The 21,194-nt window shown below is 63.7% G+C and carries 24 protein-coding genes and 1 riboswitch; of the genes, 4 read left to right on the top strand and 20 right to left on the bottom strand.

Annotation, left to right across the window (positions count from 1 at the left end; genetic code table 11):
• Positions 1-26: 26 nt before the first annotated feature.
• The 14 genes from BM382_RS10575 to cobO all read right to left on the bottom strand — a co-directional run bounded on the left by BM382_RS10575 (position 27) and on the right by cobO (position 11,347).
• The gene (locus tag BM382_RS10575) at positions 27-578 is read right to left on the bottom strand and encodes a glutathione peroxidase (RefSeq protein ID WP_072442793.1); all 552 of its coding nucleotides are present in this window, start codon (positions 576-578) and stop codon (positions 27-29) included.
• Positions 579-633: 55 nt separating this feature from the next.
• On the bottom strand, positions 634-756 hold the full coding sequence (locus BM382_RS32180; protein WP_015636629.1) for a hypothetical protein: 123 nt from the start codon (positions 754-756) through the stop codon (positions 634-636).
• The gene (locus BM382_RS10570) at positions 753-1,946 is read right to left on the bottom strand and encodes an MFS transporter (protein WP_161466191.1); all 1,194 of its coding nucleotides are present in this window, start codon (positions 1,944-1,946) and stop codon (positions 753-755) included. Before BM382_RS10570 ends, BM382_RS32180 begins: the two co-directional genes overlap by 4 nt.
• A 61-nt stretch (positions 1,947-2,007) precedes the next feature.
• A complete protein-coding gene (locus tag BM382_RS10565) occupies positions 2,008-2,412 on the bottom strand; it encodes a MarR family winged helix-turn-helix transcriptional regulator (protein ID WP_015636631.1) in 405 nt (134 codons plus the stop codon).
• A gap of 70 nt (positions 2,413-2,482) precedes the next feature.
• Complete coding sequence (locus tag BM382_RS10560; RefSeq protein WP_011062686.1) at positions 2,483-3,214, bottom strand: adenosylcobinamide-GDP ribazoletransferase; 732 nt, start codon at positions 3,212-3,214, stop codon at positions 2,483-2,485.
• A 1-nt stretch (position 3,215) separates the two neighbouring features.
• Entirely contained in the window at positions 3,216-3,791 is a 576-nt protein-coding gene (gene cobC / locus BM382_RS10555) for an alpha-ribazole phosphatase family protein (protein ID WP_041119472.1), read from the bottom strand.
• Complete coding sequence (gene cobT, locus BM382_RS10550; protein WP_011062688.1) at positions 3,788-4,843, bottom strand: nicotinate-nucleotide--dimethylbenzimidazole phosphoribosyltransferase; 1,056 nt, start codon at positions 4,841-4,843, stop codon at positions 3,788-3,790. Before cobT ends, cobC begins: the two co-directional genes overlap by 4 nt.
• On the bottom strand, positions 4,840-5,361 hold the full coding sequence (gene cobU, locus BM382_RS10545; RefSeq protein ID WP_011062689.1) for a bifunctional adenosylcobinamide kinase/adenosylcobinamide-phosphate guanylyltransferase: 522 nt from the start codon (positions 5,359-5,361) through the stop codon (positions 4,840-4,842). The genes cobT and cobU overlap by 4 nt, the downstream gene beginning before the upstream one ends.
• A 42-nt stretch (positions 5,362-5,403) precedes the next feature.
• Positions 5,404-6,855 (bottom strand): cobyric acid synthase, encoded by a 1,452-nt coding sequence (locus tag BM382_RS10540; RefSeq protein WP_072442791.1) that lies wholly within the window; start codon positions 6,853-6,855, stop codon positions 5,404-5,406.
• Positions 6,852-7,844, bottom strand: a complete 993-nt coding sequence (cobD, locus tag BM382_RS10535) for a threonine-phosphate decarboxylase CobD (protein WP_011062691.1) — start codon at positions 7,842-7,844, stop codon at positions 6,852-6,854. The genes BM382_RS10540 and cobD overlap by 4 nt, the downstream gene beginning before the upstream one ends.
• Positions 7,837-8,745: an adenosylcobinamide-phosphate synthase CbiB gene (cbiB, locus tag BM382_RS10530; protein WP_072442789.1), complete on the bottom strand. Its 909-nt coding sequence runs from the start codon at positions 8,743-8,745 to the stop codon at positions 7,837-7,839. The genes cobD and cbiB overlap by 8 nt, the downstream gene beginning before the upstream one ends.
• Positions 8,742-9,392 carry a 5,6-dimethylbenzimidazole synthase gene (gene bluB, locus BM382_RS10525; RefSeq protein WP_072442787.1) on the bottom strand — a complete coding sequence of 217 codons (651 nt, stop codon included), beginning with the start codon at positions 9,390-9,392 and terminating at the stop codon, positions 8,742-8,744. Before bluB ends, cbiB begins: the two co-directional genes overlap by 4 nt.
• Complete coding sequence (locus BM382_RS10520) at positions 9,385-10,725, bottom strand: cobyrinic acid a,c-diamide synthase CobB (protein ID WP_053159774.1); 1,341 nt, start codon at positions 10,723-10,725, stop codon at positions 9,385-9,387. Before BM382_RS10520 ends, bluB begins: the two co-directional genes overlap by 8 nt.
• 10 nt (positions 10,726-10,735) lie before the next feature.
• Positions 10,736-11,347, bottom strand: a complete 612-nt coding sequence (cobO, locus tag BM382_RS10515; RefSeq protein WP_011062695.1) for a cob(I)yrinic acid a,c-diamide adenosyltransferase — start codon at positions 11,345-11,347, stop codon at positions 10,736-10,738.
• Positions 11,348-11,427: 80 nt separating this feature from the next.
• Positions 11,428-11,661: riboswitch (cobalamin riboswitch) on the bottom strand.
• Positions 11,662-11,832: 171 nt separating this feature from the next.
• Between cobO and BM382_RS10510 the strand changes: the two genes are divergently transcribed.
• Positions 11,833-12,414 carry a hypothetical protein gene (locus BM382_RS10510; protein ID WP_047288455.1) on the top strand — a complete coding sequence of 194 codons (582 nt, stop codon included), beginning with the start codon at positions 11,833-11,835 and terminating at the stop codon, positions 12,412-12,414.
• Positions 12,415-12,484: 70 nt separating this feature from the next.
• Complete coding sequence (locus BM382_RS10505) at positions 12,485-13,804, top strand: PQQ-dependent sugar dehydrogenase (RefSeq protein WP_072442785.1); 1,320 nt, start codon at positions 12,485-12,487, stop codon at positions 13,802-13,804.
• A gap of 2 nt (positions 13,805-13,806) precedes the next feature.
• On the opposite strand, the gene BM382_RS10500 is transcribed toward BM382_RS10505, so the two are convergent.
• The 6 genes from BM382_RS10500 to BM382_RS10475 all read right to left on the bottom strand — a co-directional run bounded on the left by BM382_RS10500 (position 13,807) and on the right by BM382_RS10475 (position 19,096).
• The gene (locus BM382_RS10500) at positions 13,807-14,469 is read right to left on the bottom strand and encodes a class I SAM-dependent methyltransferase (RefSeq protein ID WP_011062698.1); all 663 of its coding nucleotides are present in this window, start codon (positions 14,467-14,469) and stop codon (positions 13,807-13,809) included.
• Positions 14,470-14,490: 21 nt separating this feature from the next.
• Positions 14,491-15,024 (bottom strand): C40 family peptidase, encoded by a 534-nt coding sequence (locus tag BM382_RS10495; RefSeq protein ID WP_011062699.1) that lies wholly within the window; start codon positions 15,022-15,024, stop codon positions 14,491-14,493.
• Positions 15,025-15,188: 164 nt separating this feature from the next.
• Entirely contained in the window at positions 15,189-15,809 is a 621-nt protein-coding gene (locus BM382_RS10490; RefSeq protein ID WP_015636644.1) for a C40 family peptidase, read from the bottom strand.
• Positions 15,810-16,032: 223 nt separating this feature from the next.
• Positions 16,033-16,737 (bottom strand): DnaA regulatory inactivator Hda, encoded by a 705-nt coding sequence (hda, locus tag BM382_RS10485; RefSeq protein ID WP_007898944.1) that lies wholly within the window; start codon positions 16,735-16,737, stop codon positions 16,033-16,035.
• Positions 16,738-16,944: 207 nt separating this feature from the next.
• A complete protein-coding gene (locus tag BM382_RS10480) occupies positions 16,945-18,018 on the bottom strand; it encodes an AI-2E family transporter (protein ID WP_011062701.1) in 1,074 nt (357 codons plus the stop codon).
• Positions 18,019-18,055: 37 nt separating this feature from the next.
• Entirely contained in the window at positions 18,056-19,096 is a 1,041-nt protein-coding gene (locus tag BM382_RS10475; protein ID WP_072442783.1) for a DUF2066 domain-containing protein, read from the bottom strand.
• A 370-nt stretch (positions 19,097-19,466) separates the two neighbouring features.
• Between BM382_RS10475 and purM the strand changes: the two genes are divergently transcribed.
• A complete protein-coding gene (gene purM, locus BM382_RS10470) occupies positions 19,467-20,525 on the top strand; it encodes a phosphoribosylformylglycinamidine cyclo-ligase (RefSeq protein WP_011062703.1) in 1,059 nt (352 codons plus the stop codon).
• Between the two features lie 11 nt (positions 20,526-20,536).
• Positions 20,537-21,187, top strand: a complete 651-nt coding sequence (purN, locus tag BM382_RS10465) for a phosphoribosylglycinamide formyltransferase (protein WP_015636646.1) — start codon at positions 20,537-20,539, stop codon at positions 21,185-21,187.
• Positions 21,188-21,194 lie beyond the last annotated feature (7 nt).

Below are 21,194 nucleotides of genomic sequence, written 5' to 3'. Positions count from 1 at the left end.
TTTTATTGGCTAATGAATAGGCTTTCTCAGGATTTCGACGCCAATGCCTTCTCCACCGCTTCGATGAGTTCCGGATTGTCCGGTTTGGTCAGGCTGGAAAAGTTGGCAATCACATTGCCCTGGCGATCCACCACGTATTTATAGAAATTCCACTTCGGCGCGCTACTCTGCTGCGCCAGCACCTTGAACAGGTGCACCGCATCCGCCCCCCGAACCTTCTGTGGCTCGGTCATGGTGAAGGTCACGCCGTAATTGACGTAGCAGACCTTGGCAGTCTCCGCGCCATCCTTGGCCTCTTGCTTGAAGTCATTGGAGGGCACGCCCACCACTTCCAGCCCTTGATCCTTGTAACGCTGGTACAGCGCCTCAAGGCCTTTGAATTGCGGAGCAAACCCGCAGAAGCTCGCCGTATTGACCACCACCAGCGGCTTGCCGGCAAAGCGCTGGCACAAGTCGATGGATTCCTTGGCGTGCAATTTGGGCAAGGAACCCTGCAACAGGGGCGGACAGTCCGCCGCCCATGCCGAGCCGGCCAAGGTCGCGAGTAAAGCTGGAACCGCAAACCAGCGCATAGCCATGTCCAGAATCCTTGTCAAAGTGTCGGGCTACGACGTTACTCGCCCCCTCGCTCCCCTAGCAAGCGCCCATGCCCAGCTGCATCAGCGCCAGGCCGCCCCGGTGCCAGCCCCACCAGGCCAGCAGCAACAATAGAATGCCGAGGCCCAGGCCGGCACCGCGCAGCAGCCAGCGGTTCATGCCGCGCTGGCCTGCAAACGCGCCACCGGCCGCTCGCGCACCGGCCAGTTCAGTGCCGCAGCCAACAGACTAAGGAGAATCGCCACCTGCCAGATCAAGTCGTAGCTCCCGGTACGGTCATACACCACGCCCCCCAGCCAACCACCAAGGAAAGACCCCAATTGGTGGAACAGGAACACAATGCCGCCGAGCATGGACAGGTTGCGCACGCCAAACAAGGTGGCCACGGTGCCGTTGGTCAAAGGCACGGTGGACAGCCAGAGAAAGCCCATGGCCATGCCGAACAGATAGGCGCTGGCCTGAGTCACCGGCAACCACAGGAACAGCCCGATCACCACCGCCCGTAGCAGATACAGGCCCGTCAGCAGGCGCGGCTTGGACATCCGCCCACCCAGCCAGCCGGCGGTATAGGTACCAAAGATATTGAACAGGCCAATCAGGGCCAGCACCGTGGTGCCCACGGTCGCCGGCAAGTGCTGGTCCACCAGATACGCCGGCAGATGCACGCCGATGAACACCACCTGGAAGCCACAGACGAAAAAGCCGAATGCCAACAGCCAGAACCCTGAATGGGAACAGGCTTCACGCAAGGCCTCCATGAGGCTCTGCTCATGCCCCAGCGCCGGCAGCGGTTTGTCCTTGAGCATGCTCACCAATGGCACGATCAAGGCCACCAGCAAGCCCAGCACCAGCAGCGCCGTAGACCAGCCCAGCCAGCCGATCAGCCCCAGGGTTCCGGGGAGCATGGCAAATTGGCCGAAGGAACCTGCCGCACTGGCAATCCCCATGCCCATGCTTCGTTTTTCCGGCGGCAAGGCGCGGCCGACAACACCGAGAATTACCGAGAAGGACGTACCCGACAGACCTATGCCGATCAGCAGCCCGGCACTCAGGGACAGGGTCAGGGCCGAATCCGACAGCCCCATGAACACCAGCCCGACCGCGTACAGCACGCCACCCACCAGCACCACTTTCGCCGCACCAAAACGATCGGCCAAGGCTCCGGTAAAAGGCTGGGCCAGCCCCCAGATCAGGTTCTGCAGGGCAATGGCGAAGGCGAAGACTTCGCGCCCCCAGCCAAACTGCGCGCTCATGGGCGGCAGGAACAGGCCGAAGCCATGCCTGATCCCCAGCGACAAGGCCAGGATCAATGCGCTGCCGAGAAGCACCCAGCCGCTGGTACGCCACATCGATGACATTTTTATTCTCCAGTTACGGGTATATACCCGCTTATAGTCGAACGAAAGGCGCTCAAGACAGTTCGTTCAGCAAGGCCAACAAGGTTTCACGCTTTTCCACACCCAGGCGATCGATCAACCGCTGCTGAGCCGCTTCCCACGCAGGCAAGGCCGCCACCAGCCGCTCATGCCCGGCCTCGGTCAACAGCACCAGCCGGTTTCGCTGATCGTCGCCTTCCTGCAGGCGCACCAGCCCTGCTGCTTCCAGGACCCGCACATTGCGCCCGAGCGTGCTGCGATCCAGCCCCATGGCTTCCGCCAGGCTGGAAATGCTTGGCTGATCAAGGCGCAACAGGTTGTTCAGCAGAGAATACTGGGCAACGTTGATCCCGAAGCCATCAAGGGCGCCGTCGTAGTACCTGCTGACGCCACGGGCGGCGCGACGCAGGTTGGTGCACAAACACTGAGAGGGAAGCATGATGCGTGTATATACCCGTGATTATTCCAAGGCAAGATTTTTCATGAAAATCGTCAATCCCGTGCTCCACTCAAAACAGCGCCACCCCGAGCAATACGGCAGTTTCCAACAGTTCAAGCACAGCCCCGGCAGTGTCTCCAGTGGTACCACCCAGGCGCCGCATCATCACTTGCCGCAGCCAGAAGAACAGCACAGTGGCCAGCAGCACTGCCCATAACCCGCTGTAGCCTCCCAGCAGCAAACAGGCCAGTACGCTCAAGCCCAGCACTTGCCGCCCGGCCACACGTGGCAGGTGGTCAGCCAGCGCCTGCCCTAGCCCACCGGCACGCACATAAGGCGTGCAGAGAAACAGGCCCAGCAATGCCCCGCGGCCGATCAGCGGCGCCAGCAACAAGGCAAAGCCCTGCTGCTGTTCGATCAGCGCCACCAGGGCGGTGAACTTGAGCAGCAGCACCAGCACCAGGGTCACCACGGCGATCGGACCACTACGGGGGTCCTTCATGATGCTCAGGGTCCGCTCTCGATCGCCAAAGCCTCCCAGCCAGGCATCGGCACTGTCCGCCAGGCCATCCAGGTGCAGACCACCGCTGAGCAGGACCCAGGCGGTCAACAGCAAGGCCGCATGCAGCAACAGAGGAACACCGCCCAGCATGGCATTCAGCACCCACAACAGCACGCCGAACAGCAGCCCCACCAACGGATAGAACAACAGCGAGCGGCCCAGCTCTTCAGGCCGAGGCATGCCCGGCAGGCGGACCGGCAGGCTGCTGAGAAACTGCAAGGCAATCCAGAACGGCAACATCTCAGCCCTCCTCGCTCATCCGGCCTTCGCTGGCGACCTGCAGACGAAACAGCGCGCCATGACCCACTTCAACGTTCAACAACTGCTGGCGCGGCAGCCCTCGAGCCCGGGCCAGCAGCAAGCGCATGACCCCGCCATGGCTGACCAGCAGCACACGCTGCCCGGCGCAGGCCTGGTACAAGCGCTCTATCGCCCCCAGCACCCGCAGGGAGAACAGCTCTACCGGCTCGCCCCCAGGCGGGGTGAATGCATAGGGATCGGCCCAGAAACGCCCCAGATCATCGGCGTCGGTTTCCATCAGCGCCGCCGCGCTCTGCCCTTCCCAGGCGCCAAAGTGCAGTTCCTGAAGGTCGGGCTCAAGGCTCAGCGGCAACTGCAGCTGCTCCGCCATTTCTTGGGCGAAACGCGCACAGCGCTGCAATGGCGAACTCAGTACCCGGTCCCAGGGGCCCCGCCCCTGGACGGCTTCGCGCATCTGTTGCCAGCCCGTTGCAGTCAACGCATCGTCCAGGCTGCCGCGCAGGCCACCACCCAGTTCGGTTTCACCGTGGCGCAACAGGTCCAGGTACAAGGTCATGCCGGACGATCCGCCACCGCTGCCTCGGCGAAAGTCGCCATCTGCCCGTGCAGGTCACAGGCCAGCCGCAGCAACGGCACTGCCAGGGCGGCGCCGCTGCCTTCACCCAGGCGCAGGCCCAGGTCCAGCAAGGGTTCGGCTTGCAGGGTCTGCAGCACATGCCGGTGCCCGGGCTCGGCGCCCTGGTGGGCGAACAGCAACCAGGGCGCGCAGGCCGGATTCAGACGCACCGCCACCAACGCGGCGACGCTGCAGATGAAACCGTCCACCAGCACCGCAATGCCCTCCTGGGCACACGCCAGGTAAGCCCCCACCAGCGCCGCCACTTCAAAGCCACCCAGGTTGAACAGGGTCTGCAAGGCATCGCCGCGAGAGGCATCGTGCAGCGCCAGGGCACGCTCGATAACCTGCGCCTTGTGATTGACCCCCTCGGCATTCAGGCCGGTGCCCGGCCCGGCCAGTTGTGCCACTGGAATCCCCAGCAGGGCACAGGCAATGGCACTGGCTGCGGTGGTATTGCCGATGCCCATTTCACCGCCGATAAACAGCTGGGCGCCGTCGGCATGAGCCCGCAGCGCGCTGTCGCGGCCGGCTTGCAGGGCCTGCTCGCCTTGTGCACGGGTCATCGCCGGCCCCTGGACAAAATTCTGCGTGCCGGCCCCCAGGTTCAGGTGGCGCACCCCCGGCAGGTTCAAGCCTGGCGTCACTGTGCCCAGATCCACCACCTCCAGTTGCGCCTGCAGTTGCCGGGCCAGCACGCTGATGGCCGCTCCGCCGCTGACGAAGTTCAACAACATCTGCCCGGTGACTTCCTGCGGGTAGGCGGAAACGCCCTCGGCCACCACCCCATGGTCACCGGCGAAGATGGCGATCCATAGCCGCTCGATGCCGGGCTTGAGCCGTCCTTGCAGGCCCGCCAGGCGTACCGCCAGTGGCTCCAGGCGCCCGAGAGAGCCGGCCGGCTTGGTCAGTTGCTGCTGACGCGCCAGGGCCTGCTCGACCATCTGGGTGTCGATTGCCTTGCACGGTTCCAGCCACCAGGAGTTATTCATAACGCAGTTCCTTTCAAAGTCAGGGGCAGGCCGGCGACCGTCAGCACCACTCGCTGACAACGCTCGGCCAGGGCTTGATGCAGCCAACCGGCTTCATCCACATAGCGGCGAGTCAATTCGCCCAGCGGCACGACACCCATTCCGGTTTCGTTGCTGACAAAAATGATCTCCCCCGGCAAGCTCGCCACGCACTGCAACAAGGCCTCGCGTTCGGCGGCCAGGCGCTCGGGGTCCTCGAGCATCAGCAGGTTGGTCAGCCACAGGGTCAGGCAGTCCACCAGCAGGCAGCGCCCTTCGCCGGCAGATTCCTGCAGCACCCGGGCCAGCTCCAGCGGCTCCTCGATCAAGCCCCAATGGGCCGGACGCCGCTCGCGATGATGGGCAATGCGTTGATTCATCTCGCCATCCAGGGGCTGGCTGGTGGCGATGTAGGTCACCGCCAGGGCGCTGTCACCGGCGAGCTTTTCAGCGAGGCGGCTCTTGCCGGACCGGGCACCGCCGAGGATCAGTTGCAACATGCTTGGGCACCTCTGATAGGGAAGACGGCCTGGGTTGAGCGCTCAAAGGCCACAGAGCCGACGCAGTGCAGCGGTGTCCAGGTGATGCTCCACCAGGTCCGCCAGACGCTCGATATCGCGTTCACGCAAGGCGTGGTAATCCACCTCCTGCACCGCTTCGAGCCCGGCCCAGCGCAACAGCGCACTGCAGGCCGCAGGGGTTTCGAACAGACCGTGCAGGTAGGTGCCGAGGATCTGCCCGTCGGCGCTGCAGGCGCCATCGCTGCGACCGTCGTCCAGTTGCACGGCGGCCAGCTCCAGGGCCGGCCCGCGAGTGACCCCGGCGTGAATTTCATAACCACTGACCGCGGCATTCTCCAGGCTCAGGCGACCGCTGACGTTACGCAGCTGCTTCTCTTCTTCGAGCACGGTTTCAAATGCCAGCAGGCCCAGGCCGGGGCTGGAACCCGCAGCGCCTTCGAGCCCGAGCGGGTCATGCACCTGCTCGCCAAGCATTTGCAGGCCACCGCAGATGCCCAGCACCTTGCCGCCGTAGCGCAGGTGGCGGGCAACTGCCCGATCCCAGCCGTTGCTGCGCAGGTAGGCCAGATCGCCCCGTACGCTTTTCGAGCCGGGGAGGATGATCAGATCGGCAGCAGGAATCGCCTGGCCGGGGCCGATGAATTGCAAGTCGACCTGAGGATGCAGGCGCAACGGATCGAAATCCGTGTGATTGCTGATGCGCGGCAGCACCGGCACCACCACCTTGAGCAACTGTTCGACCTTGCCCACCTGGCGTTGGTCGATACCGTCCTCGGCTTCCAGGTGCAGGTCCAGGACATAGGGCAGCACGCCGATCACTGGCTTGCCGGTGCGGGCCTCCAGCCAGTCCAGGCCCGGTTGCAACAACGCCAGGTCGCCACGAAAGCGGTTGATGATGAAGCCCTTTACCCGGGCTTGCTCACTGGGAGACAGCAGTTCCAGGGTGCCCACCAAATGGGCGAAGACCCCACCGCGGTTGATGTCGGCGATCAGCAGCACCGGGCAGTCCACCGCCTCGGCAAAGCCCATGTTGGCAATATCGCCGGCCCGCAGGTTGATCTCCGCCGGCGAGCCGGCACCTTCCACCATCACCACCTGATAAGCGCTTTTCAGGCGCTCATGGGAAGCCAGTACGGCCTGCATGGCGATGGCCTTGTAGTCGTGATAGGCCACGGCGCTCATGCTGGTCACGGCGCGGCCGTGAATGATTACCTGAGAGCCGGTATCGCTGTTGGGCTTGAGCAGCACCGGGTTCATGTCGGTGTGGGGCGCCAGATTGGCCGCCTGGGCCTGGACGGCCTGGGCCCTGCCGATCTCGCCGCCATCGGCAGTCACCGCACTGTTGAGGGCCATGTTCTGGGGCTTGAACGGCACCACGCTGACACCCTGGCGCCGCAGCCAACGGCACAGGGCCGTCACCAGGGTGCTCTTGCCGGCATCCGAGGTGGTGCCTTGAACCATCAGAGTGCTCATGGATATTCCTTGCGATAGGCCTGCAGCGCCTGTTCCAGGCGATCCCAATCGGCCTCCTCGGCGGGCAGGCCGAAGCGCAGGCTGCTGTTATGGGTGAACAGCCGCAGGAGAATGCCGCGGCGCGCCATGAAGTGATAAAGCGATTCGGCCTCGGCACTGATCAGCCACTGAAACAGCGCGCAACCGCCCTGGGGCTTGAGACCATGGCGCTCGAGGACTTCAACCAGACGCTCGCTCGCCGCTTCGCTGCGCAACCTTTGCCGGGCGTGCCCCTGGGTATCGCGCAGGCAGGCCTGCCCCACCACCCGGGTCGGCCCGCTGACCGCCCAGGGTCCGACCTGCTCCGCCAGCAGTTTGAGCAGCCGGCGCTCGGCCAGGACAAAACCCAGGCGTACTCCGGCCAGGCCAAAGAACTTGCCGAACGAACGCAACACAATCAGCCCCACCTGATGGGCGTGGCGGGCTAGGCTCAGGTGCGGGGTGTTGTCCATGAAGGCTTCGTCCACCACCAGCCAGCCGCCGCGCTGAGCCAGGCGCGCGTGCCAGTCCAGCAGGCGCTCCGGGGTCAGGCTCAGGCCGGTAGGGTTGTTCGGGTTGACCACCACCAGCACATCGAGGCTGTCGAGGAAGAAATCCACTTCCTGCTCCAGCACTTCGCGTACCCGGTAGCCGCTGCGGCGCCAGGCTTCGGCGTGCTCGGCATAACAGGGCGACAGCACACCGACCTTGCCCGCTCGACGCAAGCGCGGCAGCAACTGGATTGCTGCCTGGGAGCCGGCCACCGGCAGCACTTCACTGGCGCCGTAGTATTCGCGGGCCGCCTGTTCCAGTCCGTCATCGGTTTCCGGCAGGCGCGCCCAGGCACGCAGCGCAATGGGCGGCAGGGGAAACGGCCAGGGCGCCAACCCGCTGGACAAGTCCAGCCAGGCATCTTCGGCAATCCCGTATTGCTCGGCCGCCTTGCGCAGTCGTCCGCCGTGCTCAAGCATAGAATTCAGCCCCCAGGCAAAGAATCAGCAGCCACAGCCAGACACCCCGCTGCACCAGCTGCCAGCCACGATCAATGGAACCGGCACTGGCCGGCTCGCCTTCACCCAGTTGCGGGCGCTGATGCAGCTCACCGTGATAAATCGCTGCGCCACCCAGCTCCACTCCCAGGGCGCCCGCCCCGGCCGCCATCACCGGGCCGGCATTCGGGCTGTCCCAGGTCGGGCCCTGGCGGTGCCAGCACTTGAGTGCCAGCCGGGTCTTGCCCAGCAAGGCGTAAGTCAGGGCCACCAGGCGCGCGGGAATGTAATTGAGCAGGTCGTCAATCTTCGCCGCAGCCCAGCCAAAACGTTCGAAGCGCTCGTTGCGGTAGCCCCACATCGCATCCAGGGTATTGCTCAGACGGTAGAGCACCACCCCGGGCGCGCCGGCCACGGCAAACCAGAACAGCGCGGCGAACACCGCATCGCTGCCGTTTTCCAGCACCGATTCGGTGGCCGCGCGGGCCACTTCGGTGGCGTCCAGCTCGCTGGTCTGGCGACTCACCAGAAAGCCTACCCGGCGGCGCGCTTCTTCCAGATCGTCACTGCGCAACGCCTGGGCCACCGGCTCCACATGCTCGCCGAGGCTGCGCAGGCCCGAGGCGCAGTACAACGCCAGGATTTCCACCAGCCAGCCGACGTAGGGCAACCAGGACAGCGCTGTGGCCACCAGGGTCAGGGGCACCACCGCCAGCACCCAGGCGGTGACGCCATGGCTGCGCCAGCCACGGCCGGCGGAGTTGAAACGTTGCTCGATACGATCGGCCACACGGCCGAACGCCACCAGCGGATGCCAGCGCCTGGGTTCGCCCAGCAGCGCATCCAGCGCGACCCCGGCGACACTCAGCAAGGCCACACTCATTGACTCACTCCCCAGTAATTCTCATACAACAACTCACTCAGCGGCCGCGGTTGCGCCCAGCCTTCCAGTGCCAGCATCGGCGCCGGGTAGAATTCGGAGACCGGGCCCAGGCACAGCACGGCCACGGGCTTGGCACCTGCCGGCAGCCCCAGCAGATCGGCCAGGGCCTGAGGATCGAACAAAGACACCCACCCCATTCCCAGGCCTTCGCTGCGGGCCGCCAGCCACAGGTTCTGGATGGCGCAGGACAGGGACGCCAGGTCCATCTCCGGCAGGGTCCGACGGCCGAAGATGTGTCGTTCGCGGTCATCCATCAAGGCGGCCACCAGCACCTCGGCACAATCGTTGATGCCTTCGACCTTGAGCTTCATGAACTCGTCGGAACGCTCACCCAGGGCTTGGGCGGTGCGCACCCGCTCCGCCTCCACCAACTGCTGGATGTGCTTGCGCAACAGGCGGTCGCTGATGCGAATAAAACGCCAGGGCTGCATCAACCCGACACTGGGCGCCTGATGCGCTGCTTCCAGCAAGCGCCGCAGCACTGCCGGCTCGACACTGCCACCCGCGAAATGACGCATGTCGCGGCGCTCGGCGATGGCCCGGTAGACCCCCTCGCGCTGCGCCTCAGAGAACCCCTGCTCACTCACCCGCCACGCCCTCGGCTAAAACCGGCTGAACAGGCGCGCCCGGCGCAAACAACGCCGCCACCGCCGCCGGATTGGACGGGAAATAGAAGTGCACGTAAGAGGCCGTCATCCGCCCCTGGCGATACACCGCTTCCGCGCCGCGCCCGCCGTTGGGGCTGAGCCCACGAGCGATGGGCAGCAGCTCGGTGCTGGTCAGGGAATGGTGATAGGTGTGGCCGCGCAGACTGCCTTCGGGCAAATCCACCGCCTGCAAGGCCAGTGCCGCCAGGCGCTTCTGCATTACCGCATCTCCGGGCAGCAGGCCCAGGAGCTCGGCACGCTGGCCTTCGACATCGGTCAGGGAGTCCAGCAGGTAGAGCATGCCGCCGCACTCGGCGAGCAGCGGCTTGCCGGCCGCGTGATGGGCGCGAATGGCCTGCAGCATGCTGCTGTTGCGGGCCAGGGCCTGATGGTGCAACTCGGGATAGCCGCCGGGCAGGTACAGGCTGTCCGCGTCGGGCAGCTGGGTATCGTGGATCGGCGAGAAGAAGCTCAACTGCGCCCCCATGGCTCGCAACAGATCGAGGCTGGCGCCATAGGTGAAGGCAAACGCCTCGTCCCGCGCCACGGCAATCCGCACGCCCTTGAGCAGCGGCGCGCAAGCCACCGGCGTGGGTGCGGCAAAACTCACCGCTGGCGGCAGTTCCACCTGACAACTGCTGGCCAGGGCCTCGGCGGCGGCATCCAGGCGCAGGTCCAGATCATTCAGCTCGCTGGCCTGCACCAGCCCCAGATGGCGGCTGGGCAGCTCGATATCGGTTTCCCGGGACAAGGCGCCATACCAGCGCAAGCCTTCCGTCAGGCTGCCTTCCAGCAACTGCGCATGGCGCAGGGTACCAACCCGGTTGGCCAACACCCCGGCAAACGGCAGGTCCGGCTGGTAGCGCGCCAGGCCCAGAGCCAGGGCGCCGAAGGTCTGGGCCATGGCGGTGCCATCGATCACCCCCAGCACCGGCACGCCGAAATGCCGCGCCAGATCGGCGCTGGAAGGAGTGCCATCGAACAGGCCCATGACCCCTTCGATCAGAATCAGGTCGGCCTCTCCCGCCGCCTCCCAGAGCAGACGGCGGCTTTCCTGCTCGCCCACCATCCACATGTCCAACTGGTACACCGCGGCACCACTGGCGCGCTCAAGAATCATCGGGTCGAGGAAATCCGGGCCGCACTTGAAGACCCGGACCTTGCGCCCCTGGTTGCGGTGCAAGCGGGCCAGGGCCGCGGTCACCGTGGTCTTGCCCTGGCCGGAAGCCGGTGCGGCGATCAACACTGCCGGGCAATGACGAACATCAGTCATGAATTCACGCTCACAGCTCGACACCTTTCTGCGCCTTGATCCCGGCCTGGAAGGCGTGCTTGACCATGCCCATCTCGGTCACGGTATCGGCCAGCTCGATCATCTCCGGCTTGGCGCCGCGACCGGTCACTACCACATGCTGCATGGGCGGACGGGCCTGCAGGTCACTGAGCACCTGATCCAGGTCCAGGTAGCCGTGCTTGAGGGCAATGTTCAGCTCGTCGAGCACCACCAGGCCAATATCCGGGTTGCTCAGCAACTCCCTGGAAACCGCCCAGGCGGCTTCAGCCGCAGCGATATCGCGCTGGCGATCCTGGGTTTCCCAGGTAAAGCCTTCGCCCATCACGTGAAAGCGCACCTGCTCGGGGAAACGCCTGAAGAACAGTTCTTCGCCGGTGCTGTTACGCCCCTTGATGAACTGCACCACGCCACACTGAATACCGTGGCCCATGGACCGCGCCAGCATGCCGAAGGCCGAGCTGCTCTTGCCCTTGCCGTTGCCGGTCAATACCAGCAGCAGGCCGCATTCGTTGGGCGAGTTGGCAATGCGTTCATCGATCACGGCTTTTTTGCGCAACATGCGCGCCAGATGGCGCTCGTCACGATCGGGGGATTCACTCATGGGGCAGCTCTCCGTTGGGGCTGGGGAACGGGGGGCAGGGAAAAGGAACAGACGGCGCTAGCCTGGCATCGCCCACCGTGATGCCGTTGGATGGATCAGGCCGGTCTCCGGGCTCATGAGCGGCATGGCTGCCGGACTGCGCGCCTTCCCGTGTCATTGACACAGTGGCGTCAGGCGCAGTCTTGACTCATCTACCGTTGCGGGGGCAGCGCCGGAATCGTCGTCGGCTCCATCACTGGAACAGACCCTGACCGGCTTCCCTGTTTCACTCTGTCGGCCACCGGCCACAGAGCACCTGAAACAAGTCGCGAAGGTTAGAGGGTTGGGGGTGGAGCGTCAATTAAAGCCGGCCGTCGCCCCCGGCACAAAACTGCACTGCATCAATAAACTGACGCCAATCTTGTGCCACACTCAGAGCAATGATATCAAATAGCCACTTTTCAGCGCTCCAGGCGCCAACCACACAACAATAAGGGGTGAGTTCGATGCAAGGCATGATCATCAGCAATCCGAAGCTGGAATTCCTGCGCCCGATGCTGGAACGCTGGTTCGATTGCATCGATCGCTACAACGCGGTTCGCGGCGATAACGAAACGCCCTACTGGTTCGACGAGCAGGCCAATCTCGGGCTGCTCAGCGCGGCGGCCTGGATGGCCGAGATGGTCAGCCTGGAACACAGCCCCAGCAGGAAACAGCAGGAAGAAGGTGCGCGCAACGCCCGCACCGACCTGTACCTGGCCACCAAGGAAGAGCGCGCCTACATCCACGCCACCCAGCGCTGGCCAAGGGTCAACAGCCTGAACCTGACCCAGGCACTGCTGGACGTTGCCCAGGACGCAAGAAAGATCAGCTACGCCAGCGACCTGAGACTGGGTTGCCTGTTCGTTGCCCCACAAAAATCCCAGCACAGCGCTACCCCGGAAGAGCTCCAGGACATGCTCGACGAACTGCAGAAAGAGCACTGCTGCGCCGTGGCCTGGTACTTCCCCTACGCCTATCGCAAGCTGCACAACGAGGCCGGCCACTACCACCCGGGCGTCGCCGTGCTCTTCAAGGAGGCCCGCTGATCGGGCGGAACCATCGACTGGCTATGCTTCTCTATGACTACGACGTCCGTGCACTCATAGGGAAATTCGCATGCTCAAGCTTCAGCACAGCCTACTGATCGCCATCGCCGCCGGCCTCGCCGCCTGCGGCGAAACTTCCAGCCTGCAGGTGTCCGACGGCACCGGCCCCAACCCCAAGCTGCCGGAACCCAACCCGACGCTGATCCCCACGGTCAACATCGCCCCCGCCATCGGCTGGCCGCAAGGCGCAAAACCCCAGGCCGCGGCCGGCACCCAGGTCAAGGCTTTCGCCGAGAACCTCGACCATCCACGCTGGCTCTACGTCCTGCCCAATGGCGATGTGCTGGTGGCGGAAACCAACGCCCCGCCCAAACCGGATGACAGCCAGGGCATTCGCGGCTGGATCGCCGGCAAGGTCATGGGCCGTGCCGGGGCGGCCGTGCCCAGCGCCAACCGCATCACCCTGCTAAGGGACCAGGATCACGATGGCGTGGCGGAGACCCGCACAGTGTTTCTGGAGAACCTCAATTCGCCCTTTGGCATGACCCTGGTGGGCAATGACCTGTATGTGGCCGATACCGACAAGCTACTGCGCTTTCCCTATCAGAGCGGCGACACCCAGATCAGCGCAGCCGCCACCAAGGTGGTCGACCTGCCCGGCGGCACCCTCAACCATCACTGGACCAAGAACGTCATCGCCAGCAAGGACGGCAGCAAGCTCTACGTCACCGTGGGCTCCAACAGTAACGTCGGCGAAAACGGCCTGGACAAGGAGCAAGGCCGGGCGGCGATCTGGGAGGTGGACCGTGAAAGCGGCCAGCACCGCCTGTTCGCCACCGGCCTGCGCAACCCCAATGGCCTGGCCTGGGAGCCGGCCAGCGGCGCACTCTGGACCGCAGTCAACGAGCGGGACGAAATCGGCAGCGACCTGGTGCCGGACTACATCACCTCGGTCAAGGATGGCGCGTTCTATGGCTGGCCCTTCAGCTACTACGGGCAACATGTGGATGTACGGGTCAAGCCGCAGAACCTCGACCTGGTGGCCAAGGCCATCGCCCCGGATTACGCGGTAGGCCCGCACACCGCGTCGCTGGGGCTGACCTTCGCCGACGGCAGCAAGCTCCCCGCCCCCTTCACCGAAGGCGCTTTCATCGGCCAGCACGGTTCCTGGAACCGCAAACCCCATAGCGGCTACAAGGTGATTTTCGTGCCATTCAGCGCCGGCAAGCCCAATGGAGCGCCGATCGATGTGCTTAGCGGCTTTCTCAATGCCGACGAGAAGGCCATGGGACGCCCGGTCGGAGTGGTGATCGACCAGCAAGGCGGGTTATTGGTGGCCGACGATGTCGGCAACAAGATCTGGCGAGTCTCCGCCGCCAAAGCCCCCTAGGCTCAACGCTTGCGGCACAGCGTCAGACCATCTCCCAGCGGCAGCAGCGACAGATCGATACGCGAGTCATCCTTCAAGGCGCGATTGAGCGCCTGGATGGCTCGGGTATCCTCGCTCAGGGAATCGGTCTCCAGCACGCGCCCGCTCCACAGGGTGTTGTCGAACACCAGCAGCCCGCCAACGCGCAGCAGGCCTAGCGCGGCCTCCAGGTAGGCCGGGTAGTTGGCCTTGTCGGCATCGATGAAGATCAGGTCGAAACAGCCAAGCTGCCCCGCTCGCTCCAGGCTGGCCAGGGTATCCAGGGCCGGGGCCAGGCGCAGTTCGATGCGCTGGCCCACCCCCGCCTCCTGCCAGTAGCGCAGGGCCGTAGCGTTGTAGTCGCCGGGAATGTCGCAGCAGATCAGAGAACCGTCTTCAGGCAGCGCCTGGGCCATGCACAGGGCGCTGTAGCCAGTGAAGGTGCCGACCTCCAGCACGCGACGGGCGCCGGTCAACTTCACCAGCAATGCGAGGAACTGGCCCTGCTCGGGCGCCACCTGCCAACGGGCGGTGGGCAATGCCTGGGTTTCATCCCGCAGACGACGCAGCAGGGGCGTTTCACGCAGGGAAACGTCCAGCAGGTAATGGTAGAGGGCATCGTCGAGGTTCAGCGTCCGAGCGGTCACAGGCACCTCGACCAGAGAAGATTAGGGATTGCGCGCCAGGTGTTCTGGCTGCAGGACGCGCTTGGCGCTCAGGTAGGCCTTCTGCCAATAGGCCTTGGACAGGCTGTCGAGCTTCACCGTGCCGCCAGTGGCCGGCGCATGCACGAAGCGCCCTTCCCCCACGTAGATGCCCGCATGGCTGACCTGGGAGCCGCCATTGGTGGCGAAGAAGATCAGATCGCCGGTCTGCAGCGCGTTCTTGCCCACATCCGGCGCCTGCATGCCGATCATTTCCCGGGTTGAACGCGGCAGGGAAATACCCGCCGCATCGCGGTAGACGTAACCGATCAGGCCACTGCAGTCGAAACCGGAATCCGGAGTGTTGCCGCCCCAGCGATAAGGCGTGCCCACCAGCCCAAGGGCGCGGAACAGCACGTCTTCGGCAACCGGAGAGAAGGTTTGGGAGGAGTTGAACACCGGAGCACGCACCACAGGCGCAGGCGGCGGGGTACGGCTGGCACAGGCGCTGAGCAGCGCTGCGAGGGCAATAAGAGCAAAACGGGCTGAGGTCGACATAAGCTGGACAATCCTGATCGGGATGCGGCTTTCTCTGCCGTGGCACTGAAAACAAAACCGCGTAAGCAAGGCTTACGCGGTTAGTTTCAACAATAGATCAGGATTCTAGCGCCTACACGCCAAACTTCAAGTAAGACTTTAACTTCGCCCTACAAATAGTCCGCTTATTTGCGTGCAGTGACCACGGTTGGAGCCATGGCAAGTGCGCGCTTGGCTTCGATGAAGGTCTTGCTCCAGTAGCTATCGCCCAGGCTGTCGACCCGCACACCGCCACTGCGACGGCTGCTGGAGTGGATGAACTGGTCATCGCCCAGGTAGATACCTGCGTGGCTGACGCGCCCACGGCCGTTGGTGCTGAAGAACAGCAGATCACCCGGCTTGAGATTGTTGCGCGCTACCAGTGGCGCTTTCACGTTGATCATTTCGCGAGTGGAACGCGGCAGGTTCATGCCCGCCTCTTCACGAAACAGATAACCGATGAAACCGCTGCAATCGAAGCCGGCTTCCGAGGTACCGCCGAAACGGTAACGGGTACCGATCAGGGACATGCCGCGCTCGAGGATGCTGTCAGCCAGAACTGGCAACTGGTAAGGCTTGCTGTCAGAGAACTCTGCCAGTTCCTTTTCAGTTGCCAGCTCTTCCTGATAAACAGCGGAAGACTGGTTTTTGACGGAGACTTGAGCCTGCTGGACAGGTTGCTGCTGGGACACCGGAGTGTGGGAGGCGCAACCAAACAACAGGGTGACGAGTGCGAGAGGCACGAGGGGTGCGAAGCGATTTAGCATGGGCACGACCGTGGCTTGAAATAAAAGAAGACGCGACTATGCCTTCTATCGCCCTCATTTGCAAATTCAATCGATCAGAATGTGACTTATGAGTTTCTTCCGTACATCTAAGGCTTTAAGCCCATTTTAAGTCCGCCCACCTCTGGAAACCCTTCCAAAGGTGCGTTTTCTGGCGCCTGGAATATGCCGAAGGTCGCCCCCGAAAGCCCTGGAAGCCTTGTCTTTACCAGCCCAGGGTCTCTTTCAGAAAAGGGATGGTCAGCTTGCGCTGGGCCTGCAACGAAGCCTGGTCGAGGCGCTCGAGAAGCTCGAACAGGGCACTCATGCTGCGGGTACCGCGGGTCAGGATGAAATGCCCGACCTCGTCGGTCAGATGCAGCCCCCGGCGGGATGCCCTTAGCTGCAAGGCACGCAATTTGTCTTCGTCGGAGAGCGGGCGCATCTGAAAGATCAGCGCCAGGGTCAGGCGGGACTTCAAATCCGCCAGCTTCACCGGCAACTCGCGAGGCGAGGTCGAGGCCGCGATCAACAGGCGCCGACCACTGTCGCGCAAGCGGTTGAACAGATGAAACAGCGCTTCTTCCCAATCCGCCTTGCCAGCCACTGCCTGCAGGTCATCCAGGCAGACCAGCTCATACTGTTCCAGGTTGTCGAGAATCTCGATACCGCGATCCAGAAGCTCCGCCAGCGGCAGATACACCGCCGGCTCCCCCAACTGCTCGAAACGCAGGCACGCGGCCTGCAGCAAGTGCGTGCGGCCCACGCCATCCTTGCCCCAGAGGTAGATCAGGCTTTCGGTCCAACCGGCGTCGGCTTCGCAGAGGCGCTCGACGTAGCCGAGTGCTGCGGCATTGGCGCCTGGGTAGTAGTTGATGAAGGTGGCGTCATCACGCAGACGCACACCTAGGGGCAGCTGAATCGGTTTCATGCTGACTGAACAGTTCCAAACGAACCGTTAGTGGCCTCTGTGTAAAGTTTGCAAAGTTTATACCCGTGACGCCGAGCGCACAATGCAGCAGACCACAAGCAAAATCAAAGGTTTGCGACAGCCAAACGCAATCGAAGGGCGTTCCTTGACAGCTACCGTGACGGCCAGTCAAGCGCCGCCAACCGTCACGCAGGCCCGCGCACCCCTTTACAACTCGGGGTCTTCAGCACCGCTGTAGAGATCCGAATCCTTGTACAGATCATGCACATGGCGCACCAGCACCATGATCACCGCTGCCACCGGCAGCGCCAGCAGCACCCCGGTAAAACCGAACAGTTCGCCGCCGGCAAGAATGGCAAAGATCACCGCCACCGGGTGCAGGCCGATGCGATCGCCCACCAGCAACGGCGTCAGCACCATGCCCTCAAGGGCTTGCCCCACCATGAATACCGCGACAATGCCGATCATCGGATACAGGTCGCCACCGAACTGGAACAGCCCGGCAATCAGCGCAGCGCCAATGCCGATGACAAAGCCCATATACGGCACGATTGCCGCCAGACCGGCAATCAGACCGATCAACAGCCCCAGCTCCAGCCCCACCAGCATCAGGCCCGCGGCGTAGATCACCCCGAGAGCCAGCATCACCAGCAATTGCCCGCGAACAAAAGCCCCCAGCACTTCATGGCACTCCCCGGCCAGAGACACCACCTGCTCTTCGCGACTGCGTGGCAACAGGCTGCGGATCTTGGCCATCATCAAGTCCCAGTCCCGCAGCAGATAGAAGCTGACCACCGGGATCAGTACCAGATTGGCCAGCCAGCCGATCAGCGCCAGGCCCGAAGCCGTTGCCTGGCTCAGCACCACGCCGACGATATCGGTGGTCTGACCCATGTGCTCGCTGATGGCCGCCTTGACCTTGTCGAACTTCCAGAAGCCGTCCGCCAGACCGAGCTTGGACTGCACCCAGGGCATGGCGCTGTGCTGGACCCAATCGAGCATCTGCGGCGCCAGTTCATAGAGCCGCACCAACTGCTTGGCCAGCATGGGCACCAGCACCAGCAGCAGGGTCATGACGATCAGGGTGAACAAGGCGAATACCGCCACCACGCCCCAGGTCCGCGACAACCCCCATTGCTCCAGCCGGTCCACCAGCGGATCGAACAGGTAGGCCAGCAACAGCGCCACCAGGAACGGACTGAGGATCGGGTGCAGCAGGTAGACGAACCCGCAGGCCAGGAGCACGACACCCAACCAGACCCAACGACGCGTATCAGCCATATACCTCTCCAGCTTCTATATAGAAGGAAACAACCTGCTACCAACGAAAACGCAGTTGGGCCTGCGGCGCCGGCGGCGCGGCCCCTTCAGCGCCTTGTACAGGAGCATGCGGCGCAGGCGCTTCACCCGCCGGAATCTCTTGCAGCTTGGCCAGCGACAGTTGCGCCCGCAGCTGCTCAGCACTGCCGTTGACGCGATAGACGATCCGATCACCGTCAACGCTCTGCAACTGCGCACCAAAAGGCTCCAGCAAGTGCCCAAGGGCCGCGTAATGCTCCAGAGTCATGCCCTGCACTTCCAGCAACTGCTCGCTGGAAGCACCAGGACGAGTGACGAAACGGGGCGCCAGACGCTGGCTCACCGCCAGCAACACCCCATCGGCCAGGGCCGCGGTATCGGCGCCCTGGACAGTGCCCTGCTCCTTCTGATCGCCCAGCCACAGCCGCCACTTGGCTTGCCATTGGCCACCTTCTTCCCGGGCATGTACCGCCAGCAACGCATCAGCACCGTAACGCTCGGAGGCTTCACGCAGCGGCGCCGGATCGGAACCTTCAAGATTCAGCGCCGTGGCGACGATCTGCTCGTTCAGATCCCCCAGCGGCAGGCGCAGGGGCAAGCCACGATGTTGAGCCGCACGCCGCAAGGGCGCCGCGCTGGCCTGGCCATCACCCACCAGGCTCGAGCCTTCGGTGGAATCACTCAGCCACCAGCCGATGATCGACGGCCGGTTGTTGCCCCAGAGCGATAGCCCGGCCTGACGCAGGGCGCGATCGGTGGTGACCGGATCGAAATCCACCTGCAGGCTTTCCGGCGGGCCGGCGTCGTAGCCGTACTGACTGATGATCTGCTGCGGGTCCCTGCGGATCGCCGCCAGCCCTGGCCCCTGGGCGGCCTTGGCGTCGCCAGTGAGGCGCAGCACCAGGGTTTCCAGGGCCCGTTGCGTGGCCTGGTCGCGCTCTTCGGGCGACTGGCTGCTCACAGGCTCACGCACTTGATACAGGCCATTGAGGGTTTCGGCATGACTCGCCAGGCTGACCAATGACAAACAGCCCACAAACAGAAATTTACCCAGACGCATGGAAGATTCCCGACGACAGAAAACGATTGAAACAGCGCACTTGAACCGCGGCGAGCAAGGCTGTGACCACAAGCCTGGGCAAAACATTCACCCGGCGCCCGATAGTTTTCGCGCTGTCATAACGATAGCCACTTGAGCGCTATACCTTATACAGGCATGGGCAGGAGCACCAACACGACCAATCGCGGTTTTTTTAACAGGATATGCCTCTCCCCGTCGGCCCGAGGATGGCCGCTGCCCCTCAAGCCTGATAAAATCGCGCGCCTTCGCAGACCGGCATCAACTGGGCACCCTGAAACACTTTTCCTGTGTTTCCGGCAGTCTCACTGGTTCGGTCGATACCCCTGAATCCCCCCTAAAGGCCTGGATCATGAGCAAGCAACCCTCCCTGAGCTACAAAGACGCCGGTGTAGACATCGACGCCGGTGAAGCATTGGTCGAACGCATCAAGAGCGTCGCCAAGCGCACTGCGCGCCCGGAAGTCATGGGCGGCCTGGGCGGTTTCGGCGCCCTCTGCGAAATCCCGGCCGGCTACAAGCAACCGGTGCTGGTCTCCGGCACTGACGGCGTCGGCACCAAGCTGCGCCTGGCCCTGAACCTGAACAAGCACGACAGCATCGGCATCGACCTGGTGGCCATGTGCGTCAACGACCTGGTGGTCTGCGGCGCCGAACCGCTGTTCTTCCTCGACTACTACGCCACCGGCAAGCTCAACGTCGATACCGCAGCCCAAGTGGTAACCGGCATCGGCGCTGGCTGCGAGCTGTCCGGCTGCTCCCTGGTGGGCGGTGAAACCGCTGAAATGCCCGGCATGTACGAAGGCGAAGACTACGACCTGGCCGGCTTCTGCGTAGGCGTGGTGGAAAAGGCCGAGATCATCGACGGCTCGAAAGTTGCCGCCGGCGATGCCCTGCTGGCCCTGCCCTCCTCCGGCCCGCACTCCAACGGCTACTCGCTGATCCGCAAGATCATCGAAGTCTCCGGCGCCGACATCGAAAGCATCCAGCTGGACGGCAAACCACTGACCGACCTGCTGATGGCGCCGACCCGCATCTACGTCAAGCCACTGCTGAAGCTGATCAAGGACACCGGCGCGGTCAAGGCCATGGCCCACATCACCGGTGGCGGCCTGCTGGACAACATCCCGCGCGTGCTGCCAAAAGGCGCCCAGGCCGTAGTCGACGTGGCGAGCTGGCAGCGCCCGGCGGTCTTCGACTGGCTGCAGGAAAAAGGCAACGTCGACGAGCACGAAATGCATCGCGTGCTGAACTGCGGCGTGGGCATGGTCATCTGCGTGGCCCAGGATCAGGTCGAGAACGCCCTGAAGGTCCTGCGCGAGGCGGGCGAGCAGCCATGGGTCATCGGCCAGATCGCCACCGCAGCCGAAGGCGCGGCCCAGGTCGAGCTGAAGAACCTCAAGGCTCACTGATGCAAGAGCGGATGTCGCCGACCTGTGATGTTGTGGTGCTGTTGTCCGGCACCGGCAGTAACCTGCAAGCCTTGATCGACAGCGTGCACACCGGCGACAGCCCGGTGCGCATCGCCGCCGTGATCTCCAACCGCGCTGACGCCTATGGCCTGCAGCGCGCCAAGGAAGCGGGTATCGCTACCCGCTTCCTCGATCACACCGCCTTCGAAGGCCGGGAGGCCTTCGATCAGGGGCTGATCGAGCTGATCGATACCTTCCAACCCAAACTGGTGGTCCTGGCCGGATTCATGCGTATTCTCAGCGCCGGATTCGTCCGCCACTACCAGGGCCGGCTGCTGAATATCCACCCCTCGCTGCTCCCGAAATACAAAGGGTTACACACTCATCAGCGGGCGCTGGAGGCCGGAGATACGGAGCATGGCTGCAGCGTGCACTTCGTCACCGAGGAACTCGATGGCGGCCCTCTGGTCGTACAGGCTGTGATCCCGGTAGAGTTGCACGACTCGCCGCAGAGCCTGGCGCAGCGAGTGCACGTCCAGGAACACCGGATTTACCCCATGGCCGTACGCTGGTTTGCCGAAGGTCGGCTGACGCTCGGCGATCAGGGTGCTTTACTGGATGGTCAATTACTGGCCGCCAGCGGCTATTTGATTCGAACCTAGGAGATTT

Source organism: Pseudomonas sp. NFPP25, from assembly GCF_900116505.1.
GTDB classification, from domain to species: domain Bacteria; phylum Pseudomonadota; class Gammaproteobacteria; order Pseudomonadales; family Pseudomonadaceae; genus Aquipseudomonas; species Aquipseudomonas protegens.
The sequence above is the reverse complement of the archived record's forward strand: the minus strand, read 5'-3'. Positions and strand labels throughout refer to the sequence as shown.

Excerpts from the sequence above, each read along its gene's own strand:
- BM382_RS10575 (WP_072442793.1), bottom strand. The coding sequence starts at position 578 with ATGGCTATGCGCTGGTTTGCGGTTCCAGCTTTACTCGCGACCTTGGCC.
- BM382_RS32180 (WP_015636629.1), bottom strand. The coding sequence starts at position 756 with ATGAACCGCTGGCTGCTGCGCGGTGCCGGCCTGGGCCTCGGCATTCTA.
- BM382_RS10570 (WP_161466191.1), bottom strand. The coding sequence starts at position 1,946 with ATGTGGCGTACCAGCGGCTGGGTGCTTCTCGGCAGCGCATTGATCCTG.
- BM382_RS10565 (WP_015636631.1), bottom strand. The coding sequence starts at position 2,412 with ATGCTTCCCTCTCAGTGTTTGTGCACCAACCTGCGTCGCGCCGCCCGT.
- BM382_RS10560 (WP_011062686.1), bottom strand. The coding sequence starts at position 3,214 with ATGTTGCCGTTCTGGATTGCCTTGCAGTTTCTCAGCAGCCTGCCGGTC.
- cobC (WP_041119472.1), bottom strand. The coding sequence starts at position 3,791 with ATGACCTTGTACCTGGACCTGTTGCGCCACGGTGAAACCGAACTGGGT.
- cobT (WP_011062688.1), bottom strand. The coding sequence starts at position 4,843 with ATGAATAACTCCTGGTGGCTGGAACCGTGCAAGGCAATCGACACCCAG.
- cobU (WP_011062689.1), bottom strand. The coding sequence starts at position 5,361 with ATGTTGCAACTGATCCTCGGCGGTGCCCGGTCCGGCAAGAGCCGCCTC.
- BM382_RS10540 (WP_072442791.1), bottom strand. The coding sequence starts at position 6,855 with ATGAGCACTCTGATGGTTCAAGGCACCACCTCGGATGCCGGCAAGAGC.
- cobD (WP_011062691.1), bottom strand. The coding sequence starts at position 7,844 with ATGCTTGAGCACGGCGGACGACTGCGCAAGGCGGCCGAGCAATACGGG.
- cbiB (WP_072442789.1), bottom strand. The coding sequence starts at position 8,745 with ATGAGTGTGGCCTTGCTGAGTGTCGCCGGGGTCGCGCTGGATGCGCTG.
- BM382_RS10520 (WP_053159774.1), bottom strand. The coding sequence starts at position 10,725 with ATGACTGATGTTCGTCATTGCCCGGCAGTGTTGATCGCCGCACCGGCT.
- cobO (WP_011062695.1), bottom strand. The coding sequence starts at position 11,347 with ATGAGTGAATCCCCCGATCGTGACGAGCGCCATCTGGCGCGCATGTTG.
- BM382_RS10510 (WP_047288455.1), top strand. The coding sequence starts at position 11,833 with ATGCAAGGCATGATCATCAGCAATCCGAAGCTGGAATTCCTGCGCCCG.
- BM382_RS10505 (WP_072442785.1), top strand. The coding sequence starts at position 12,485 with ATGCTCAAGCTTCAGCACAGCCTACTGATCGCCATCGCCGCCGGCCTC.
- BM382_RS10495 (WP_011062699.1), bottom strand. The coding sequence starts at position 15,024 with ATGTCGACCTCAGCCCGTTTTGCTCTTATTGCCCTCGCAGCGCTGCTC.
- BM382_RS10490 (WP_015636644.1), bottom strand. The coding sequence starts at position 15,809 with ATGCTAAATCGCTTCGCACCCCTCGTGCCTCTCGCACTCGTCACCCTG.
- hda (WP_007898944.1), bottom strand. The coding sequence starts at position 16,737 with ATGAAACCGATTCAGCTGCCCCTAGGTGTGCGTCTGCGTGATGACGCC.
- BM382_RS10480 (WP_011062701.1), bottom strand. The coding sequence starts at position 18,018 with ATGGCTGATACGCGTCGTTGGGTCTGGTTGGGTGTCGTGCTCCTGGCC.
- BM382_RS10475 (WP_072442783.1), bottom strand. The coding sequence starts at position 19,096 with ATGCGTCTGGGTAAATTTCTGTTTGTGGGCTGTTTGTCATTGGTCAGC.
- purM (WP_011062703.1), top strand. The coding sequence starts at position 19,467 with ATGAGCAAGCAACCCTCCCTGAGCTACAAAGACGCCGGTGTAGACATC.
- purN (WP_015636646.1), top strand. The coding sequence starts at position 20,537 with ATGTCGCCGACCTGTGATGTTGTGGTGCTGTTGTCCGGCACCGGCAGT.